This is a genomic window from Ructibacterium sp. SJQ-7 (assembly GCF_054696575.1).
In genome coordinates, this window is the sequence record NZ_CP195193.1 from 1655024 (window position 1) to 1678313 (window position 23290).

The 23290-nt window shown below is 36.8% G+C and carries 14 protein-coding genes and 2 pseudogenes; 2 read left to right on the plus strand and 14 right to left on the minus strand.

The genetic code is table 11. From position 1 onward, the window contains the following. Window positions 1-111: 111 nt before the first annotated feature. The 6 genes and pseudogenes from ACSAMO_RS07630 to xerA form a co-directional block, all read right to left on the minus strand. Window positions 112-1230 (minus strand): hypothetical protein, encoded by a 1119-nt coding sequence (locus tag ACSAMO_RS07630; protein WP_022229661.1) that lies wholly within the window; start codon window positions 1228-1230, stop codon window positions 112-114. After that, on the minus strand, window positions 1220-2680 hold the full coding sequence (locus tag ACSAMO_RS07635) for a hypothetical protein (RefSeq protein ID WP_022229660.1): 1461 nt from the start codon (window positions 2678-2680) through the stop codon (window positions 1220-1222). The genes ACSAMO_RS07630 and ACSAMO_RS07635 overlap by 11 nt, the downstream gene beginning before the upstream one ends. Window positions 2681-2783: 103 nt before the next feature. Then, window positions 2784-3263 (minus strand): annotated as a pseudogene (locus tag ACSAMO_RS07640) (virulence RhuM family protein); the annotation flags it as partial. A 14-nt stretch (window positions 3264-3277) separates the two neighbouring features. Continuing rightward, window positions 3278-5071 carry a DUF262 domain-containing protein gene (locus ACSAMO_RS07645; RefSeq protein WP_499209043.1) on the minus strand — a complete coding sequence of 598 codons (1794 nt, stop codon included), beginning with the start codon at window positions 5069-5071 and terminating at the stop codon, window positions 3278-3280. 49 nt (window positions 5072-5120) lie between these two features. Then, window positions 5121-6155 carry a restriction endonuclease subunit S gene (locus ACSAMO_RS07650; protein ID WP_482489388.1) on the minus strand — a complete coding sequence of 345 codons (1035 nt, stop codon included), beginning with the start codon at window positions 6153-6155 and terminating at the stop codon, window positions 5121-5123. A 12-nt stretch (window positions 6156-6167) separates the two neighbouring features. After that, window positions 6168-7148 carry a site-specific tyrosine recombinase/integron integrase gene (gene xerA, locus ACSAMO_RS07655; RefSeq protein WP_482489386.1) on the minus strand — a complete coding sequence of 327 codons (981 nt, stop codon included), beginning with the start codon at window positions 7146-7148 and terminating at the stop codon, window positions 6168-6170. Window positions 7149-7234: 86 nt separating this feature from the next. Between xerA and ACSAMO_RS07660 the strand changes: the two genes are divergently transcribed. Beyond that, window positions 7235-7951: a restriction endonuclease subunit S gene (locus ACSAMO_RS07660; RefSeq protein WP_499209044.1), complete on the plus strand. Its 717-nt coding sequence runs from the start codon at window positions 7235-7237 to the stop codon at window positions 7949-7951. On the opposite strand, the gene ACSAMO_RS07665 is transcribed toward ACSAMO_RS07660, so the two are convergent. The 7 genes and pseudogenes from ACSAMO_RS07665 to ACSAMO_RS07695 form a co-directional block, all read right to left on the minus strand. Further along, window positions 7948-8502, minus strand: coding sequence for a restriction endonuclease subunit S (locus ACSAMO_RS07665; protein ID WP_482489383.1), 555 nt, complete (start codon window positions 8500-8502; stop codon window positions 7948-7950). The two genes, ACSAMO_RS07660 and ACSAMO_RS07665, sit on opposite strands and share 4 nt — an antisense overlap. After that, window positions 8495-10123, minus strand: a complete 1629-nt coding sequence (locus ACSAMO_RS07670) for an HsdM family class I SAM-dependent methyltransferase (RefSeq protein WP_482489381.1) — start codon at window positions 10121-10123, stop codon at window positions 8495-8497. The genes ACSAMO_RS07665 and ACSAMO_RS07670 overlap by 8 nt, the downstream gene beginning before the upstream one ends. A gap of 21 nt (window positions 10124-10144) precedes the next feature. Then, on the minus strand, window positions 10145-13333 hold the full coding sequence (locus tag ACSAMO_RS07675) for a type I restriction endonuclease subunit R (RefSeq protein WP_499209045.1): 3189 nt from the start codon (window positions 13331-13333) through the stop codon (window positions 10145-10147). Window positions 13334-14113: 780 nt separating this feature from the next. Then, window positions 14114-14530, minus strand: a pseudogene (locus ACSAMO_RS07680) (IS30 family transposase); the annotation flags it as partial. 373 nt (window positions 14531-14903) lie between these two features. Next, complete coding sequence (locus ACSAMO_RS07685; RefSeq protein WP_499209046.1) at window positions 14904-15863, minus strand: RES family NAD+ phosphorylase; 960 nt, start codon at window positions 15861-15863, stop codon at window positions 14904-14906. A gap of 180 nt (window positions 15864-16043) precedes the next feature. Continuing rightward, window positions 16044-17411 (minus strand): 23S rRNA (uracil(1939)-C(5))-methyltransferase RlmD, encoded by a 1368-nt coding sequence (gene rlmD, locus ACSAMO_RS07690; RefSeq protein WP_499209047.1) that lies wholly within the window; start codon window positions 17409-17411, stop codon window positions 16044-16046. A 122-nt stretch (window positions 17412-17533) separates the two neighbouring features. After that, window positions 17534-20518 carry an S-layer homology domain-containing protein gene (locus ACSAMO_RS07695; RefSeq protein ID WP_499209048.1) on the minus strand — a complete coding sequence of 995 codons (2985 nt, stop codon included), beginning with the start codon at window positions 20516-20518 and terminating at the stop codon, window positions 17534-17536. 538 nt (window positions 20519-21056) lie between these two features. Between ACSAMO_RS07695 and ACSAMO_RS07700 the strand changes: the two genes are divergently transcribed. Next, window positions 21057-21662, plus strand: a complete 606-nt coding sequence (locus tag ACSAMO_RS07700; RefSeq protein WP_147514011.1) for a ribonuclease H1 domain-containing protein — start codon at window positions 21057-21059, stop codon at window positions 21660-21662. A 391-nt stretch (window positions 21663-22053) separates the two neighbouring features. Here ACSAMO_RS07700 and ACSAMO_RS07705 read toward each other — a convergent pair whose 3' ends face one another. Beyond that, entirely contained in the window at window positions 22054-23280 is a 1227-nt protein-coding gene (locus ACSAMO_RS07705) for a hypothetical protein (RefSeq protein ID WP_499209049.1), read from the minus strand. Window positions 23281-23290 lie beyond the last annotated feature (10 nt).

Here is a 23290-nt window from a genome sequence, read left to right on the forward strand (position 1 = left end):
CAACACGATATAAAGTACGTCATATACTCCTGTATGTACGGTGAAACTTGTCCACTAACCTTTTAACGATAAGGAAATCATACATTTTACCCGTCTAACTATGTATAACACTCAAACTCGTAGTGTTTTTGTATATCTATATCTCAGTGCGTCAAGAATGCCGTTCATCAAATCCATATCAAACTCTTTCTTGGATATATCCATAGATTTTAGCATCTTCTTGTTCTTTCGCAGAGATTTCCACAAGAGTTTTTTATCTCTATCATTCAGTTCAATCTTGTATAAAAGATTGGCCAGTGAAATTATAAAGTCCTTGTTCTCTCTGCAGATACTGTCATTTGTTTTTCTATCCTTCCATGCAACAAATCCCTTAAAATCCTCCGTAGAGAATTTTGGTGTAAGACCTATTATCGGATTTATTAACAGCTGTGTTGAAGCATTCATCAAATTGACATAAGCCCCAAGCTCATATTGTTGTGCTTCTGTCATTTTTCTGTAATCCAAACCGAATGTAGCTATATTTGTTATTGCCGCACTTAACTTAGCATTTTCGTCAATAATACGAGATATACGTTCCTTCAATTCAACAATAGCTAATTCATAGGATTTTATATCTCGCTCACTTATAGCTGTAAAAATGCTTTCAAGACGCTTTTTGTCACTGGAGCTTTTCCAGAAAAATAATCCGCTAACAACAAGAGATACTCCTGCAATAGCCCAACCGACCGGACCGGCAAGTGCAAGAAAAGCTTCTCCCGCAGCCATTCCGCCTCCGCCAACAGCAAGAGCTCCTCCGCCAAGCCAGGCTAATGCTGCATTTGTAGCAGCCGCTCCGCTTAATGCTGAGATTGCAGTTCCTGTAGACGCCACTCCAAAAGTTGTGGCTACACCCATTGCAACAGTCGGTCCCATAGTAACCACAGCAACTCCCAGACCCGCTCCTGCTGCTCCTGCTCCCGCATTTTTCACTGCAGCGGCTTGATAATCTTTTTCAATTTTCTCAGCCTGCTGTTTCCAATTCAACCTTATCTTCTTTAATTCTTCATACTGCGATTTTTTATCAGTTGGTACATTTCTGATTTTATCAAATAAATCTTGAATAGAAGTTAATGAATCATACAAGCAGCTTGTGTGTTTACCAAGTTCTTCTATAGAATCATTTGTTTTGTTTATTGCAGCTTGCGCTTTTTCTTGAACCAACTCTAATTTGGATTTCTTTTTACCTTTCATTTATTCGTTCCCCCATAAAATAAGAATCAATATCTGATTTGTCCTTTAATAAGACATCACTTGAAACATTTCTCTTTTGAGCTAATAAAACAGACTTTTCAAAAGCTTGTACATACATATCGCTCTCTTTAAATTCTTGTGTAAATAATAATAGTTCTTTATCATCATATATTTCCGCCAGATAATTCAAGCCATCAATATAATCCTCAACTATCACCTTTTGCCGACGTATTACTACTATATTTGTTTCAAGAGAGTGACGTTTTATTCCTCTGTTCGCTTCGCCATATAATGAAATTGCGAATCTTCCAACTCCGACAATATTAAATCTCATTGCAAATTCAGCAACATTAAACGAACTTCCGCCGGAAATAAATCCACGTACTACTGCATCTCCGGTATCAATCAGGCAGAAAGTTCCATGGGCTACAGTAAGCATTCTTTTTACTGTTGCGTTTGAAAATGGCTCGCATACCTTCCATAAAGTTGAAAAGGATCTATCCTCACTTTTTGTTGAAGTAAAGTATTTTAACAAACGTCTTACAGAATAAATAATTCTAACCAAAAGTTCGTTTATAAATACCGGAATTGCTTGAGCAGTTTGAAATCTTGCATCATACCCTTGTTTATATATCTCAAGAGCCAACTCATTAATTGATTTATCTAATTCTCCAACAGGGATATTCAATTTTCTCTTAATGGCAATTATGTCATTTGTCCAGCTCCATATCGGAGACGGTATACCCATGCCTCTCCCTTTACTTCCCGAAGCCCCTGATACATCTGAAATAAGATGGCCAAACCAATTAGTAAATCCGCAAAACAACTTACTCGGTATATCATTTCCCTTCAATTCAAATGTTCCGTCTGCTTCTTGCAAAGAAATTAACTCACCGTTTGAAACAAAATGAGAAGTATTACAAAATTGATCTAACACTGAGAAAAATAGACCTAATAAGGTAGGATTATGCCCAAGCGATTTAAAATGATGATTCTTAGGATTAAGGTCAAATATACAACCGGCTGCATCACCTGCACCCCTTTGGTCATAAGGAATCTTAAACTTCTTTTTTTCTAAATGCTTTATCGCAGATGCAAGAGTGTTATTCTTTTTATCATTCCAGCCACACATCTTTGCAAAATCCATTGTTCTGTTTTCAAACCACTTATCTGTAATATTACCTACCGGTGACTCTCCGGGTTTACCAACCAGAAAAATGTCAAACAATCCGCATATCGCTCCGCTACAGGCTGCTAATACATAATCTGTCTTATCACATTCCGGAGTAAGCTTTTTTAAGGACTCAACACTCTCTTCAAGCCGTATTGTAATATCATCCAAATCAGCTTCAGCAATATTCAATGCTGTTTTTATATCAGAAGCAAATTCATATCCATCTTCTGTAATGCCAAGTTCCAATATCATTAACTTTTCATTTTCAGTATTCAATTTGCTTTCCTCCAATTTATTTTATAATAAATAAGCTTATTTCAGGTTATATCTACCGTTCAACGACAGCACCTGAATAACCCCTTAACATCAACGTTTATTCTATCTGTTCAAGCAAACGGTCGAAATATTCTACTGTAATCACAGACCCGCCATTCTTCAAGCGTTCATCATCCATGACCCAGCCTTTGATGGTGTAGTCCTTAACAATACCATTGGCCCACTTACGAAACTGCACTGCTCGCTCATTATTTACTTTGAATCCAACCGCAATAATCATTTGAAGATTATAATGCTTTATTTCACGAGTCACCTGATGTAAACCTTCGGTTTGAACTATCCGGAAATTCCGGATAGTTGAATCTTCCTCAAGCTCTGAGTCAGAATAAATCTTCTTAATATGCTCATTGATTGTACGAACATCTACGTCATATAATGTGGCCATCATCTTCTATGTCAACCGTATATTCTCATCCTCATAGCGCATCTCAATGCTGTCCCGCTGATTCCCCATAGAGGCAACATAGGTTAAGTATTCTGCTGCGCTGGAACGGATGTTTATTTCGTCTTTTTTCTTTTTCAAATAGGATTTCCTCCTTATATCCAGCCTTTTTTCTTGAATTCTTCAATTCGAGCTAAATCTTCCTCAGAAGGTGCCTCAGCTTCGCTTTCTTTAACTGGTATGTTCAAATACTCATTGTTCCATCTATTCAATGTTTTTATGATTTCATCAGAAATACGGATATCGCGTTTCATTATAGAATCCATATTCCAATCGGCAACATCAGAAGTACCCATTGCTTTGGTAATTGTAATTTTTGATGCTTCATATTCCTTTTTCTTCTTACCGAAATACCCGTTGCCAGCCACGATATTAAGCTTCTTTTCAAACGGTAGCTTATTGCCTATATGCTCAATCTTTTCCTTTACAGTTGCGTCTGACTCATCTGGAAAATAGTTTGTCTGCCACTTCTGAGGGAAAATATGCTCAATTTCCCATTTTCCAGGCAGGAGCTCATCTTGCTGTTCATACGCCAATGTCTTCAAAAGCATACGCACCGCATTACGGTTAGGATTCTGAATATAAGCTTCCAACTGAGCTAAATCAATATTCTTAAATTCAAATGTTGGTACATCTGAAGCAACGATTGCTGAATTCAATTTCAAGATATCTGGCTTTACAGCATTGATGGTTGGAATCATAAGATACTTTGTCATCAATTCAACAAGAAGCTTATTCAAGAATAACGCAAATCGCACTTCGAAATTTTCTTTATTTCGATAACATATATAATAAATTACTACCGGATATTTCCAGAACTCATTTGGATATGAACTCAAAATATCGAGTGTTTGCTTGATTTTCGCATTCTTCGACCAAGCCTCATTCTCTATTTCCTCACCCTTATTAACAACTTTCCATAAGTTCAAAATCACAAATAGTGTATCTATCAGTTCCGGCTTATATAACCGCTCAAATTTATTGGCAGCATAATACTTTCTTACGCCGGGAGTAGTCGTCTTAGTATCCTGCTCCAAAGCACGATAATAAAACATATTGTAGTAGAACAGCTGCTGAATACTTTCGTTTGCGTCTGTAGCCTGCTCGTCTAAATCCTTCCATCTCTCGATAAAAGCTTTTTTATCTTCCTGCTCAAGCTGGTTATAAATCTTTGCTTTAAAAATATCTGCATCCGACAAAGGCAGACCTCTATCATTCAATGTTGAGAAGATTGTTAAAGCCGTATCTTGTGTATCTGCTGTAATCGGAAGCAAAATAGCCTGATTCAGTAATGCATAAATAAACTGATATACCATCAAAGGGTTCTCTGTAGAATGCTTATCGAACAACTCTTGGAAGTAACGATAGTTCTTTGAGTAGTTGTCTTTTGCTTTCTCATCAGCACATCCTGTTTCAAGAATTGAGCGAAGTATTTCGTTCCCATCATTATTTACAACACATGATGTCAAGAGAATATTTTTGTAATCCACAGTACCTGTTAGTTTATTCGTTCTCCAAATGGCTGGCTCAATTTTTCCGATAAAGTTATTAGCCTCTGCCGTTCTCTCTGATGCTGATGTTGCAACCAACTTTGTATAAATAGCACGCAATAGCAAAAACAATGATGTAATACGTTGCTGACCATCAATTATTTCCTGTTCACCATCTTCGTTCTCATAAGAAACAATACTTCCAAGAAAATATGAACCTTCTCGCTCTGTCCCGCCACTCGTAGCTGTAAATTCCCATAAATCTTCAAAGAGTGTTTCCACCTGTTCATCTGTCCACGCATAAGGGCGCTGGTATTCTGGAATAACAAACGGCTTCGATTTACCACTTCCTAAAAGCGCCTCTACGCTTTGTTTGTTAACTTCTATTGTTGTTGGCATATAGTTCATTGCCTCCTTTTTTTACAATGCTAAATGATAATTTAGTAGCTTAGTCAGAGATTGAAGCCTGTCCGTTCATTAGCATTGGCAACAACCAATCTCTTAAAGATGATAGTTCCTCATTTTCGGCCTGGTTTTTTTCTTGCAGTGCAAGCAATCGATTTAGTTCATTTAAAATATGTTCATCATTAGGAATAAAAACAGGAATATTTTCTATATCTCCTTTGGTGATGAATTTTACAATAGAACCAGAGGATGCAGACTTAAACGAGTTAATTTGATACAAGCTTGCAAAATACAGTAGTCCATAATATTGATGGTCAGGGATTAACACATAAGTTCTTTGATATGCATTAAATTTACCGGAATAATGCTTGACATTAAAATCTCCGTTACCAGCTATCAATATTGCAGAACTATCAAAGACATATTCATCACAGTTCAATGTGTCATTGGAGCAAGTAAAGAATTTGTATTTTCCGTTTGGTGATGCGAAGTTTGCATCTTCTTTACCTGTAACAACATCAGTAAGTTTTGATGCTACTGTGAAAGTGCCCTCAATATTCCCGTATTGAGCCTTGCACATCATATTCTCATAAATAAGGCATAACTGTTGCTGTAAATTATCATTTATCTTTCTGTTTAAGTCTATCCTTTCATCAAGTTTTTCAAGTATTCTTATTAGTTCTTTTTGTTCCTTTATGTCTTGACAGAAAGGAATTTCCATCTGATGAAGAACGTTTCTATCTACTCCGGGAACAGTACTTTTATCCTTTCCGTCAATTGACATCTTCAAAATGTATTTCAATAGATAATAAACATATTTTGGATTATTTTCTTTGAAATCACTTACATACAAAGCCGTGTTCAACGGCCAGCATTTTCCCTCATGATAAAAAACTTCGCCTATAGTTCCGTATCGACCAGTAATAACATTCTCTCCATCGCATTTGCAATCGTTATGTAGCCCTGAATAACCAGATGAACTGATGATAGGAACATTTCCTTCTTTTCGTTCACGCTCTGGCAGATCATACCCTCTATGCAATTCAAGAACTCTTTCAAGTTTTGTTTTTGAATACATCTTAGCACCTCACTATCCTATATATCTCCTATGAGCAATCTTAACATTGCTCTGCTTAACCATTGCATATTGCAAGGTCGTATCTATTCTTTGATGCCCCAATAATTGCTGCAGCTGCTCTATAGGCATCCCTTTATCTATAGCCATTGTTGCCAAAGTACGTCGAAACTTATGTGGATGCACTTTCTCTATGCCTAAAGCTTTACCTATTTTTCGCAATCGAACCTCGACACCACCAATTTTAAGCCGCTTATGTGGAACAGATAGGGATACAAAGAGTGCTTTATTATCATCAGTTCGTGTTTTGAGATAATTCTGCAAATGCATTTTTGTTCTTGCATCAAAGTACACTATACGTTCTTTATCGCCCTTACCAAAAACAACACATTCTCTTTCCTCAAAATTGATATCCTCTCTGTTTAATAGTACCATTTCTCCAACACGCATTCCTGTAGATGCTAATAAATCAATCATCGCTAAATCTCTTGATTCTTCACAGCTATCTCTCATTAATTCCAGCTGTTCGTCAGTATACGTTTCTTTGATTGACTTTCCGGTTTTGACCTTATGAATTCGTCTAACTGGGCTTTTAAGTATATAATCCTCATCTTCAAGCCAACCATAAAAACTTGACAAGATACGTCTAATATTATCTATCGTCACTTTACTAGAATCATTCTCTCTCTGGTACTCTGATAGATACCCACGCAAATCATCCGTTGTGATGTGCTTTACTGTCTTTCCGATTTTTTCTATCATCTTTTCAATGGTAGATTGATAATACTTCAGAGACTTTTCTGAACGGCCCTCAATCTTCTTAGCTGCCAGAAACATCTCTACATAGTCAATTTCAATTTCGTCAATCGAAACTTCATTTGCAATAGTAACATCGTGCATACAATACATAAGCACACGATGTAATTCTTCTAGTTGGCTGTTATCCAACACTTTCTGCATTTGTGATTCAATATCACTGATTAATCTTTGTTTCATAGTCTTTTCTCCTTTGATTTATTTCAAGAGAACGACTACCAGCGGCAGTTCTTTTGTTTTAAGCTCTTGCCACTGCTAAGAGCTATATGCTAAATGATAATTTACAGCAACAAATTAGATTGCTCTATAATTATTGGTTTACTCAATTTGACTTCCCTGATAAAAATAGCAATCCCTATAAGTCATCAGGAGGGACAATGGTTTGGAGTCCGATTATACATCGAGACATTCCTGTGTATTGGAAAGTGACTAAATTGCTGGACATTGTATCTTGGGAAAGCAATAGTCAACCTCCTAAAAGTGAATTTATTTATGAACCTAAAGATGGCTATATTCGCTTTATTCAAAATAGAGATTATGATTCAGATAACCATCAGACCTATATTCCATATACCAAGAATCTAAGCACCGTAGATAGATTTGATATTTTAATGGATAAATACGGTGATGCTGGCGCTGTGCGTTACGGTATTGAGGGAGCATTCAATGTTGCTTTAGGAAAAATTAATGTAAACCGTCCTAATTTTCAAGAATACATTCGCTCATTCTTAGAAAGTGACGGAGTATACTCCTATTTGCATAATTCGTGTATGGCTTCAACCCGTGCCTCATTGAATGAAAGTAACTTAAGCATGCTTAACGTAGTAATTCCAGATGAAGATACTTTATCCGCTTTCCAACTACAAATAAGGAAAATTAGAGAATCGATTTTGTTAACAAATGACGAGAATCTTCAGCTAGAGAATTTACGCAATTGGCTTTTACCTATGCTTATGAATGGGCAAGCAGTAATACAAGACTAAGCCGTTAAATTATCATTTATCGCATTGTTATTTTCGATTTTCTTATTTATGCAATCCAATAAATAAGAAATTTTCTTTTGCTCTTTAATTATTGGTATAAATGCTACACAATCTTTAATTGCTTCTGGAGATGTGTGACGTATTTTTGTTTGCTGGGACCTTGCATCAAGCTGTTTTTTTACAACACTGGATGAAACTAAATAATAAGAAAATCTCTTATCTAATTTAGTTTCATCAGGTATAATTAATCCTATATCTCCACTTTGAATATACAAAGCATCTTCAGGTATAGTTGCTGTATTTCCTAGTAACCCTCTGACCTGTTCTGTTAAAGGAGTAATAATATCTCCTTTTTTTAGAATATATTCATCTCTAACATTGCCAGTAAAAAATAAATTATCCTTTAATACATTCTTTTTCCATCCACAAGACGGATAATTAAAATTTCCAAGGGTTAATCTTATATAATCACCCTCTGTAGCATAGTATTCTCCTGGAAGAGACATTCCACGTTTTACTTCAAGTACATCCCCAAGTTTGATCTTATTCATACTTCACCTTCTTTAACTGTTCCATAATTTCTTCCTGAAGTTTGCTACCCTCATCAAAATACTCCTGAAGCTTTGTCTGATAACCCTGCATTTTTTCTATAAATTCTTCCTGTGAAAGCTCAACATATTCTATTTTCACATCGAAATACTGTCCGGCAGAAAGAGAATACTTCTTTGCAATAATTTCATCATAAGTTACCGCAACAGAAAAATCTTCTATTGATTCCTTGTTTAAGAAAGTTTCAACAATCTGGTCAATCTCAAAATCACGAAGACGCCATTTCTGGTTATTTCCGTCCTTGTACTCTTCACCCATTTTGGAAGCGTCTATAAGTACAACCTTTTCTGCAGTTCTAGAGTTATCAAAGAAAAGGACAGATACGTTCGTGCCGGTGTTAGCGAATACGTTTGATGGCATACTAATTGCTCCATAAACGATATGGTCATCTACTAATTTTTTCAAAACCTTTCCTTCAACACTACTCTTAGCTGTCAAAAATCCTGTAGGAACAACAATTGCACCCTTACCATTCTTTTTCAATGAATTCACAACGTGCTGAATGAAGCAAGTATAGATAGCCATCTTCTCTTTCTTTTTCTTAGGAATTGAAGGAACTCCAGCCCAGAAGCGTGCTGGCATGGCTGCAATTTTTTCTCTTGTATCAGAAAAATCCATTTTGAATGGTGGATTTGATACTACAAAATCAAACTGTCTAAGCTGCTGCCCATCGTCTGATTTATGATAAGGAGACGTCAATGTATCTCCCTGAACTGCATGGTCAAGAGATGATACCAAGCCGTTCAAGATAAGATTTAGCTTAAGCATTTTATTGCTTCGCTGTGAAATATCCTGAGAAAATATTGTGCATCTATCTTCTCCAATCTGATGACCGAGAGCCATTAGCAAAGTACCAGTACCAGCTGATGGGTCGTAACACTCAATGCTGTGAAGGTCTGCGTTGTCGCCAACAAGTAATCTTGCCATAATAGTCGCAATTGCATGTGGTGTGTAATACTCAGCATATTTACCACCACCCGCAGTATTGTAGTCCTTAATCAGATACTCAAATATAGCTGCAAAAAAATCATAGTGCTCGCAAAAAGCTTCTTCGAAAGAGAAGTTAACTAACTTGTCTACAAGTGCCCTTGCAAATGGAGCTCTCTGAGCCTCATCAGTAACATACTGAGTCAGTTTCTCGAAAAGAGGAATCTTTGTATTCTGTGTAGTCTGTGTAGAGAAAATTGCACTGTTCAAGTCAGCAATATCAATCATTGTATTATCAAAGATAATATCAAAATCGCCTTTTGCCTGTTGATTCCAAAGAAACGAGATTAAATGTTCTGGTTTTAAACGAGGTATATCCGGGGACATTTCATCAAACATATCAAGTCTGTCATCTTCAGACAAATTCATATACTCAACATCCCATTTTTTTGCCGCTGCAAGCTTTGGATCAATCTTCTTAACTTCATATCCAAATTTGTCATTCAGAAACTTGTACAAGAAAACTTGAGTGATAATTTTGTACTCATTTCCATCATTGCCCATACCATAAGTTTGGCATGTCGCTTTTAAGGCATCAATCAATGCCACCGTTTTTTCTTTTATTTTTATATTCATTGGTCTTTCTCCATTTTTTATTTATGCTGCTGGATATGTTGCATTGTATTGGTCAAGGTATTGACGAGCAATTCTGCTCTGAATAAAAACCCTGTCCTCTCTTGCACCAGATACTCCAACTTTATCCATACCAAGTTTTATCTGTGACATTACAGTCTGTTCAAAATAAGCATCTTTTTTCAAGATGTCGTTTCTGTCGTAAACTTTTTGGTCAATATCATTCTTTATCGACATTAACACACTCATAATTGTTTCGTCATAGGTTGATACAAGTGGCTTCTTTCCACTATCGACTCTCTGCTGGTTCTCCTCACGAATACGTTTATGTACACGTGCGAACTTAGCATCACCACGATATTTCTTCATAAGAACAGTATTTTTCTTTTGAAGTTCTTCCAACTTTTTCAATACTTCATCGAGCGCTTTTGAATGCTCCGTAAATTCATCAATACTGCTAATTACAAAACCATGTTCTTTGAATCGCTGCATAAATGCTTCTCTAAGCGTAATGAATTCAGGGTCATCTTGGTCGATGTTCCTTGTAAATGCGTGAATTGTTTTCTGCCATTTTTCCTGTAACTCGACACCACCGGCAATTAACTTCATTTCTTCTTCACCGATTTTACTGAAATTGAAAGTAATATCCTCCATCGCTTCATTAACCAGCTGCTTTGTTGCATCATCCTCAGCGAATGCTTCTTTTTGATTGATGTTATCAATGTGATGCTGGATTTCCGAAATCATCTCTGGAAGTTTACTGATTTCAAGATGAGCAAATGTATCCTTTAATTCATCATCACCAAAGGTTCGTACAACATTACAACAGTCTCTTGCTTCAATTAAAATCTTTCTCAGTTTCAGCAACTCTGACTTATCTTCAATCGTTGATATTTCAGAACTAAATTCCTCTAAGTTGTCAGTTGTATAATTGAACAGAACTTGGCGAACCTCTCTCATCTGTTGAACAAGTACTTCGGGGTCTTCGATTACTTGTTGGAAAGTATCTGTTTCATTTCCTACACCGGTTTCATCTGGGTCATTAAATCGATTCAACTCTCGCATATAGGCTTCATTTGTCTGTTCAAAATTAGATTTAATATCCGCAAAATCTATAATATATCCATATCTGTTTTCTTTATATGGTCTATTAACTCTTGTAATAGCCTGCAACAAATTATGGTCTCTTAGCTTTCTTCCAAAATATAATCTCTTTAATCTTGGAGCGTCAAAACCTGTAAGCAACATATTAAACACAATCAAGATATCTACAGTCATGTTTTTCTTGAAGTCTTTTATTATCTGTTTTCTAGTTTCTTTGTCGTCACTATCATGAAGAATAAGACCTGCCTTGAGATAATATGTATTGGAAGAATTCTTATTTAACTCATTCTGGATTTCATCAAAATAAGCATATAGTTTTCTTGCTTGTTCACTCGTTTCACAGATGACCATGCCACCAAGTGTATTATCTCCTTTAACAATTCTGAACTGTTTTAGGTCAGTAATTATGTATCTCAAGAGCTCTTTTACATAACTATCATGTTCAATAATCTGACTCTTTTTTATATCTTTTTTCTCAACAAGTGTTTCAAGCTTTTCATAAATCTGGGATAACTTCTCTTTATATGAAGTCTCGATGTCTTCACGGATAATTTTCAAAGTATAGCCATCCTGAATAGACTTATCATAATAGTACGTATGAAAATATTCACCGAAAATTTTCCACGAAGCTCTCTCTTCCTTCAATAATGGCGTACCAGTCAATGCAATCTTTATTGAATTTTCATCTGCGTCGAATAGATTTGCCAAGAAGCTACCAGTCGGATTGTAACCGCGGTGTGCCTCATCAATAATAAATATTCTTTGAAGGTTTGTTGCATATGCCTCTAAACGAACCTTCTGTTTATCTTCTTCAAATCTCTGAATATTTACCACTGTAATCTCTGGCTTGCCGCTGTTTCCTTCCATCGCCTGATTATTGCGGAACTGTTCCATAAGCTCGCTTCTTGAGTTAGCAGTTTTAACTTCTAATCCACGAGCTTCAAATTCCTGTGAAGCTTGTTCTAATAAGTCCAAGCGGTCAACAATAAAATAAAATTTTGCAACCTTGTTCTTTTTTGCAAAATAATCCGTCAATACATATGTCATATAATAAGAAAGTGCTGTTTTTCCACTTCCTTGTGTATGCCAAATCACACCGGATTTCTTACCTTCGTCAAGCTTCTTTCTTACTGCTATAGCAGCAAACATCTGCTGATATCGCATAATGTGCTTCTGGTCAGTAAACTCGATTTTCCCATCAACTTCTTTTTCAATCTTTACATATGCAATTCCATACTTAAGAATAAACAAAAGCCTTTCGGGGCTGCACATCGATGTTAATACGCGGTTAGTCGGAGAATTTACATTTAGGTTTGTTTGATACTCCGGCGCATGATGAATAACCTGACAGTTAAAGTCAGATAATATCTGTCTTTCTTCGTCTGGTGAAACTTCTTTATATGGATAATCCTTATTATATGGAGCAATTGAAGCTCCTGATGGGTTTTCTTCTCTAAAACAGTTAAATGGAGCATCTGTCTTGGCTGCAGTACAATAGAATGCACCTTGAATAGGTACAATGCCTCCCATTGCATCGTATTCCATATTATTAGAAAACAACATTAACTGTGTAATATTAATAAATCTTCTAAATTTCTTGTTTGGAAAACGCTGCTTGTTCATTCGTCTACTTTCAGCAACCATTCCACCATGATTATTCGGCTTTTTCACTTCAACAAAAACAAGCGGTAATCCATTCACAAAAAGTGTAATGTCTGGTCTAAATTCGTCTTGCCCATTTTTACATGTGAATTCGGCTGTACAGTGATAAACATTGTTAGATGGATTATCATAGTCTATCAGTCGTACAGGAGAAACACTTGTAAGACGTGAATAAAAACTTCTTCCAAGGTCATCGTTATCCAGTTCTTGTCTAATTTCTCTTAATACCTGCAGTGCCTCCCCAGCACGCTCAGGATTGAGTTTTTCAAATTGCTTTTTAAACACCTCGATTAAGATGTTTGTATCAGGCTCATACACCGTTTCAGCCATTTCCTCTGAAATCTTTCCAAAGTATGTGTATCCTAGCTTAGTTAGATGTACGAGGGCTGGCATTTGCACACGAGTAGCCTCATTAAACATATTTTTTCTTCTGCTACTGGCAGTCATAACCAATCGCCTCCGTTCTTTGACTCGATGTAAAATATCACATTCATTGACACGGGCTATTTACACTAACCCTACTTGCTTAAATGACAAAGTGAAATAAGGGTAAATATATACTGTATTCTTCACAAAACCAAATAAGAGTAAAATAACGGCTTTACAGAGTATATATCTCTCCGAAAACCGGATTTTAATATATTTCACTGCTGTTCTTGCATAGCAAAACAGACAGATTGAAATCTCATTTTGTCAAAGTGAACGCAACCTGCCTTGGTAAAGAATTTGTTACGGTCACCATCTGCTATTGTTTTACGTTATCTTTTTAGTAGATCCGATGTTAAGCGGATCTCATCTGCCGGTATAAGGTGCAGCCTCATCAATTCCATTAACCGAAGTATGCTTTTGTCGGCAGTTACTTCATAGGGCGATTTATTGCATAACGATTCCTGGCGAATACTGTTTATGTTATTCATCAATACGGTAATATCCTCTTGCGTATATAGATTTAATGTCTTGCCTTTCGGTAGCACATAGCGAATAAATTCATGATTCAAAAAGCCTTCGGATACTTCTTTTTTTCTTTCGTCTCGGCTTGTAGGCAACCCTTCGCCTGAGGTCAATGTTTTTCACATTTAAAACACCTTGAGCAATGTAATGATAAAGAGGTCTCTGTGAAATACCAAGTTCTTCACCATGCTCTGAGCATATATGTGTCAGCGGTTGTCCTTTCAAAATCAGTGGTGAAACCAATTTATCAAGTTTTTCGAGTTTTTTACCTCTTGTTTATATTTTGCTTCTGGAATCTGAATATCTGCGTTTTGCCATTGCATTGGCTTGCTGTGCGATATAGTATGCTCGATCTGCTTTGCACTTTCTTCGGCGAACACAGGTATTACAAACATATGGAGTTTTTGAGAGAATTGAGCATTGGGTATTGTTGTATCTTGAACAAAGCTCTCTGCAATCGTATTCACAACAAGCTACACAACGTTTGGAACATTCCTTTATCCCACACAAACTTTTTATTTTGCATTCTCCCGCAAAGCAGCAGTCTTTTCCGCACGGATGTTCTCCCAAAGCAACCGTCCTGTTGAGACGTATTTCTCTCGAAACACTCCCCGGCGTTTTTCCGATTTTCTTTGCGATTTGGCTTAGTTTTAACTTTTGGTAAATTCCACATTCAATAACTATCCTTTCAGCTAATGTTAAACGATTCTTATTTTCCTGCTTTCCGCAGACAGTAACCGTTCATATTGTATCATATCTGTCCCCAAACTTGACCAATCACTGATGAAAATGCTCTATTTTTCACCAAAGGCAACAAAAATTCAGAAATATCTATATATCACACTCTTTTTGTCAAAGTGAGCTTAGGGTATTTCTCGTTACCATCAAAACCCCAACTTCACTTTGACAATTTGGCACTAAAACAAATCACCATCTGGGACGACCATTGCACCATTGAGTTGAAATCCGGACTTAAGATCGATATTGAAAGATAAGCATAAATAACAAAGTCTCCTCCCCACTGGAACTCAATCCGGTGATACGGAGTCTGTTCTAATTCTTGCAATTATAATACTGTATAATCTTCTATCGTACCAATCGGATGTGCCACATTTTTATCAAACAACACAATATTTCTTCCTACACTCGATACAGTACTTCCATATATGATTCCGGAGTAACCAAGCGAAATATAATACTGAGCCATTGACTGAAAAGGAGCATACATTAGAGTTTTATCATCTGTATCATTTAAAGGTTCAAATATCTGCTCTGAAAGCAACTTGGTATGTGTATAAACTCCCCATTTTGTAAAAAGCTTTTTGAACTCATCTACGTTAACGTTATATTTGGGAATATAGCCAAGAGCCATAGCAGCTTTTATTCCATTTTTTAGTTGCTTTTGACCATATTCCTCTAATTTAGAATTCAGTTCTTCGCATGAAATATCATCTGCTATTGTCAAATCCACCAGATTTAATTCTAAAGAACTGTCATTAAAAGAAAAATGACAAAATCCAAATCTATTTCCTTTTTCTGCTCTACATTCAGCCTGAGAACATTTGTGGATATCAGATTCATTTCCAAGAGCTAAATAAAGCCATTCAACTTTCGGAGGACTGAATCTATTATCTTTTTTGATGAACTCCTTTTTAGGGATAAAACGCTCATAATCTGGTTCTTCTTTTTCATCTAGGATAGTACCCCTACCAACTAACAGTCCTTCCAAGTCTTTTATTTTTATCGTTTTATGCTCAATCCCTGAATGTTGATGGAACAAATCATCATAGACCTTCAAAAAAGTACAACGTTTTGCTTTTTCAACTTCATTATAAGTAAATATACCTTTTGCTAAAGCGTCTCGAAATTCTGACCAGGTTTTTCTTATTGTCTTTTCGCTTTTCTCAATTCCACTAAAATCAAATATTTGACCCACGCTAACTACTCCTTCCATAACATCTAATCCACTGCCTACCATACAGCCAACAGTCGAGTTGTCGGATTGGACAACATCTAAATCACTCACTCAAATTGAGTTTGCACCCTAATAACATCTATCCCAGTGCCACAACCTATGACATCTAATTCACAGCCTAAACCCTATGACTATTTTTGCAGTAGATATATTTCCATAATAATAAATCGAACTTTCATGGGAAATTGCTACTCCCCGAAAAAAGCCCGGAAATACGCCACTTTTCAGTCTTTATTTATCTTTTCTTGACATCAAAACTACCGTTTCCACATGACTTGTATGCGGGAACAGGTCGAAGGCGGTGGTGGCGGTTATGGTATAGCCGTTATCGTTAAGAAAACGTGCATCTCTGGCGAGGGTGGCGGGGTTACAGGAAACGTACACTACACGTTTGGGTTGTGCTTTAATTATTGCTGTGAGTGTTGATTCATCACTGCCCTTACGCGGCGGATCGAGAATAACCACGTCCGGCCGTTCGCCTTTTTCTATCAATTTCGGCACGATATTTTCTGCGCTGTCTGCGTAAAAAATTGCGTTCTCAATACCGTTTTTCACTGCATTTTCTTTTGCGTCTTCGATTGCACGTTCAACAATTTCTACACCTACAACGCTTTTTGCGTTTTTAGCGGCACACAGCGAAATTGTACCGATACCGCAATAAATATCCATCACGCTTGTATTTTCATCAATATCCGCATACTCCAAAGCTTTACTATACAGTTTTTCGGTCTGTACCGGATTGATTTGAAAAAAGCTTTGAGGCGAAATATCAAATTTCACTCCACAAAGTGTATCTGAAATCCTATCCTTACCCCAAAGAATTACATTTTCCTCCGTAAGCACAAGATTATTTCTCTTAGTGTTAATATTAAGCACGATGCTTACAATTCTATCCGAAACCTTTCTCAATTTTGAAATCAATTTTTCACGTTTCGGCAAACTTTTTGCATTAACGGAAACGACAACCATAATCTCATTTGCAGAAAATGATTTACGTGTAAAAACACGCCTGACAATGCCTTTATGCGACCTTTCATCATATGCACTGACATTATTTTCATTCATATAATCAATTACCGCATCATTTATTTCCTTATTAATTTCATCACCAAGGCTGCAATCATCAAGCGGAATAATGTCATGACTTCGCATTGCGTAGAAACCGCAAACATTTTTACCATACACGTTTCCGACAGGAAAAACCATTTTATTTCTATACCGTTCCGGCACATCCATACCGACAATTCCGTCAATCTTAAAATTCTCAAACTTGCCTATTCTCTGCATCGCATTCTCAACAATATCACGTTTTATATCGAGCTGTGCATCATACTTTATATGACGAATTTGGCAACCGCCGCACCTTTTATAATGTTGGCACATAGGCTCACAACGTTTATCCGACGGTTCTATAATTTCCAACGCCTTACCGTATGCAAAATTTTTCTGCACTTTGACAACAAGCATTTTAATTTTATCGCCGTCCACCGTTTGCGGTACAAAAACCGCAAATCCGTCTATATGCGCAACTCCGTTACCGTCCGAAGAAACAGAATCTATACAAGCAACGTACTCTTTATTTTTTTCAACAGGAATCATAATTTACCTCTTATTGTTTTATATAATAGTTTTATTATATCATTCATTAATGTTATATGCAAGATTTGAGCACAAAAAAAGAAGCGGCATAAACCGCTTCTTCTAAAATTCTTATTTAAGAATTAGTCGTTATTAACGATTAGGTAGATTTCTTGAGCTTCGTCCTTATCTGTAGTTCTAACTACTGCGAATACTACATCGTCGATAACATCTTCGTGTTCAAGGTTAAGAATATCTTGACCACCTACTGTTGTCTTAGCAGCCTTAACGTCAGGTGTTGATGCAATACCTTCGTCAAGAAGAACTCTTGATTTCTTTGAGCCTGCTGCGAAGTCATATGTGTAAATCTTAGCTTTGCTGTAGTTTACTTCAAGACCTTTGTCATAGTTTACTACATACTTACCGTCAGCATTTGTTGTAACTGTACCGATTGTGATATTGCTACCGCTCTTATCAACAACAGGACCGAATACAACGTTTACATCGTTGTCATCATCTGATAGAAGATCAGCGAACTTTGTATTTGCAAGAACTGATGATTGATTCTTGAATGCGTTAGTTCTGAATTTTTCAAATGATGAACCGTTTAGAACATTCTGACCAGCGAATACTGAGTAGATTCTTGAGATGTAGCCTTCTGAGTTAGTAGCGTAAACAAGCACGTCACCTTCGTCAAATGCGTCTTCTGCAACTGTTTCACCAGCGTTACCTGTGATTACAACGTCATCATCAAGTATAAATTGCTTTTCTTCACCGTTTACAACCAAGTTGTAAGCTGTCTTATCGCCGTCATCGTCGACTACTTCACTACCGTTGAAGATAGCAAGCTGTGTTTCTGAATTGAATACGCTTGATGTACCCTTTGTAATGATTACGAATCTGTATGTGTTGTCTGACTTAGACTTATCATAACCATAAGCTGTGTATGGGCTACCATCGTTTAGAGATGAAACAACTGAATATGAATCCTTTGTATCAACTTCTGATAGGTCAAGGATTACTGTTGAGTCAGCCATCTTAACTGAACCAATCTTGTTGCCTGATTCTTTATATTCTGTATCAACCGCTGATGTTGGATCAACGTAAACACTCTTAATTGTAATCTTATTTGAAGATGAGCTTACTGAATATTCAACAACCTGTTCCGGATAAGCAACTGACTTAGGTTGTGATGTGCTATATTCAGGTCCATCAAAAGCTACTACCTTTGATTGCCAATCTTTTGTTGTTGTATCTATCTTATTTTCCTTTTTAGCATCTGAATAGAATGTAGCATACTTCAAGTATGTTGCATATTCATTAACCTTATCGCTATCTACTTTGTACTCTTCTTCAGTACCTTTCTTAGTAATGATTTGAGCCATGTAGTCGCCGCCGGCCTTCTTGTAGATGTTCTTCAATACGCCGTAGTTCTTTGATACTGAGTTTTCGTCAGCCTTAGCGATTCTGCCGAAGTGATCAAGGTATAGGCTGTATTCTGTTGATGTTTCAACGTCGATACCCATACCTTCAGCAGCCTTATACTTTGTACCGCCGATTGTGTATTCACCCTTTGAATCGTTAATGCTTGTGCACTTAACGCCGTCAACAACGTTTCTTGTAACGATTACATCATAGAAGCTTGAATCTCTGAATGAACCTGTTGTATCGTATGCAATGTTAAGTACGTCGTTTTGTTGAAGATCTGTAGCTTCGATATCTTTACCGTCAAGTTTGAATGAATATGTGAAGTTATCATCATCCTTGTTTACTGTCATCTTAGCACCGATACCTGTTGAATATGTATCGAAGTTTACTGATGTTTCGTTTGTCTTGTCGACAACTTCATCAACAATAGCTGTTACATATGAAGATACCATAATTGTGTTATACTTAGCTGATGTGCTTGTTGAACCAACTTCTGTTTCCTTTTGAAGTGTTACAGATGCTGTTTCGTTTTCATCTAACATTTTTCTTAGGTCTTCAATTGACATACCATCTTGTTTAACACCGTTTACATAGATTGTAACGCCGCCTGTTGTATCAAGTTGATACTTTGTTGAACCCTTTGTTGTACCTGCCGGGAAGAAGTAAAGAGCTTCGTCTGTTGACTTGTTTTCATCAAAATCTTCTGAAGCAACTGTTACGCTCTTGTTTGCAGCAGCAGCAGCGATTGAAAGAATTGTGTATTCATCATCGTCATTCTTCTGGATAAGTGCCTGAGCGTATGTCTTTAGGTAGTTATCAGCCTTTGAATCGCCGATGTACATATCTTCGCCAGCATCAGTATCTGATACATTTGCAGACTTAACTTCGTTACCGTCAAAGTTATCAGCCTTTTCAACTCTGAATGATACCTTATCTGAATCCATTCCTGGGCTAGTCTTGCTTGTTTCTACTACACGACCGTATACTTTGTATGCGTCATGCTTTTCTGTGAATAGAGTTTCGTATGCTCTGCCTTCTTTACCGTCTCTTACTTCAAGATTAGGTGTCTGTGTACCGTTCCACTCTGGCTTCCAGCCTGCAATTACGCAAAGAGGAGCGTCCATAGCGTTGTCGATCATTTGAGCAACCTGAGCTCTTGTAAGTTCTGTGCTGTCTTTGATACCTGAGATACCCTTTGTGATATCAAGTGATGCAGCGTATGTCTTGTAGCCTGTTGGCCATCCGCCTTGACCTTGTGCAAATGTTTCGTAACCGATAGCACTTACAAGCATCTTTTGAGCCTGTACATATGTAACGTTAGCGTCAGGATCAAATTCTGTATCGCTCATACCTGCGATGAAACCGTCAGCAACACCTTGGTTGATGTAGCCTTTAGCCCAGTGATCTGCTGAAACATCAGCGAACTTTGTTGATTCTGTTGATGCCTCTGCTGATGAACGTTCTGCAAGAGCGTCAACGATCATCTTTGTGATTTCAGCTCTTGTTACAAGCTTATCCGGACCGAATGTGCCGTCATCGTAACCGCTGATTACGTCAAGAGCTGAAAGTTCTTGAACAGCCTGTGCGTAGCTTGCTGTAGATTCTACGTCAGGGAAATCAACTGCGAAAGCGGCAACTGAAGATGCTACCATAGTAAGAGCAGCAACTGATGAAATTACCTTTTTGAGATTCTTATTCATAGTCTCAAATCCTCCCTTTTTGATTCTTTGTTTGTGAAGGGTTTCCTTAGATGTTTTGTATGCACCCTTCTTTGCATTACAAAACTACATTACACATTGATTATACCACGCAAACTGTGTATAAGTCAATGACGTATTACAGTTGTAAAAAAACTGTAATTCTTGTCACATCTCGGCTACAACCTGCTTTGCCTTTTTGTGACTCATATTACGGTAACAATTTTCAACTAACGCTTCTACCCTATTATTCGAAAACTGCTACTGAATATTTTACTCTTTCATAAAGCTGTTGTCAACTACTTTTTTCTGCCAACCCGATCTTTTTCACAAAATTTTATAATTAGCACAAAATCTATGTCCAATTCACGGACTTTTTGGTCAAATTGATTATGTCAACCAATGCTTTTATGTTTTACAATAGATTAGACGTATGTTTTCCGAAAAAGTTCCGCTTTTTTTGAAAAAATTTTAAAAAATTTATTGAAATCATTATTTTTTCTTAATATAATAGTGTAAACAAACTGAAAGGACTACACATATGGCTAAATATTATGCCGTCAGAAACGGCTATCATACAGGAATTTTTAACACTTGGGACGAATGTAAAAAGGAGGTTTCCGGTTTTTCGGGTGCGGAATATAAAAGTTTCACAAAGCTTGAGGACGCAAAAGCTTTTTTAGGCGAAAACGAACAAATCAGTTTATTCGATGAACCGAAAGAAAGAAAAAGCACCGCCGTTGCATATGTTGACGGAAGCTACAACATCTCCACAAAAGAATATGCGTGCGGAGTTATTATTTTTTATGAGGGGAAAGAAACGACATTCAGCCGAAAATTTTCAAATCCCGAAAACGCCTCAATGAGAAATGTTGCGGGTGAAATTGAGGGTGCAAAACTCGCAATGCAGTTTTGCATTGACAATCATATAGAAGAAATAGACATTTATTACGATTACGAAGGTGTCGAAAAATGGTGTACGGGTGTTTGGAAAACCAACAAATCCGGCACAATTTCTTACAAGCAATTTTATGACGAAATAAAAAAATCGGTAAAAGTTTCATTTAACAAGGTAAAAGGTCACTCCGGCGACAAGTACAACGATGTCGCCGACAGGCTTGCCAAAGACGCTTTGGGAATTAAATAGTTTTTTGCTTTTATATTGACAAAATCTTGTTTCGGATATATAATGATAATAGAAAAAGGCAAGACTTTAAACGGTTATGCCATTAGTGTATTATTTATGAAAAATAACGCTGACTTATGGCTGAGTGGGCGTTATTTTTTTATGGAAATTACTAAAAGTAACAGAACTATCATAAAACAAATTATGTATTCATTATCCATAGCTGTCACCTCCTTTCTCGGAGATGATGGCATAACCGCCCAGCTTTTACACTGTTTCAAATCTTACCTTTATCGGATTGCTCCGACTTCGACATTATATACTATTTACTTATACATTTCAAGTAAAATCAACAAAAAATGTCGATAACGTCAAAACAGACAAGTCATTTTCAGACTTGTCTGTTTTTCTTTTAATACTTTTTCAAATCACAATACACTCTTATCCAACCGGTGTCAAGTTCTTTACTGCTCTTTTCCTGCCAAATATAGATTAAATCATTTTCAATCTTAACGCTGCCGTTATGGATTTTACTGTCATTATCGTTTATCACAACCGACGATGTATCAAATTGGATATAATATGCCGGTTTTGTTTCATCGCCAACATCAAGTGCGAATTTGAACATATTATTATTTTTATTGTCATTTACTATCGTCAAACCGTCAGGATAATAATAATAATTGCCGTTATATCTGATTATTGACGCACCGAACGATTTTTTACCGTCCTCCTGTGCCGCCTCGGTTACAAAGTCATTCCATTCCCATGATGCAAGTTCAAATCTTCCATTTGTGCCGCTGTCAACTATAAGCGGTGCAATGTCATCATCTCCGACAACATCAATTACAAACTGTGCATATGCGCTGTTATCCCAAAGCGAACTTGAGTTTGACTTAACCGTAAGATGTGTCTGTCCCGATTTTTTCATATTAAGCTTATCCGCCGTTACGGTATACTTACTTCTCGGAAGTTCTTCCCTTGCACCGCCTGCATATACTGCCGTTACAGTCAAGTTCTTTATAACCTTATCAACTTCTCTGCCTATGAACACCATTTTAGTCGGATTATTTTCGTCAAGCATATCGTCCTCATAATACGTATCAGGTCCGCTTACCGTCAAATATGCGATTTTTTCGCCGATTTGCGGTTTTTCCGCCACTTCAACCGACACGTCTTTCATAAGCGCGAACTTAATCTCTTTATCCGATATATCCTTATGCTTTTTACACATAAGCGCAAGTTTTTCTTCACCTGTTCTGATATAATAATTTGTCGACGGATATTTTTTACTTAATCCGGTCTTTTCATTAAGGCTTGAAATCAATTTTTGATAATTTCCGTTTTGGATAAGGTCGTGCCAATATGTTTCGCCTGTTTTCATTTCGTCCGTAAGCTCGTCCGAAAGCATATTCAGCATTATGCTCATATGCGTACTGCACTTTGCCTTATTACGATTTATAACGCACTGCACAAGTGACGGTACTATTACCACGCACGACAAAACAATTATAACCGCTCCGACACCGAATTCAACCGGTTTTATTTTCTTAAATTTTGAGCCGATTGACGAAAATATATTTCCCAATTTTTTCTTAATCTTTTGTAAATTTATTTTTTTCAAATTATTTTTTTTCAAAACTGCACCT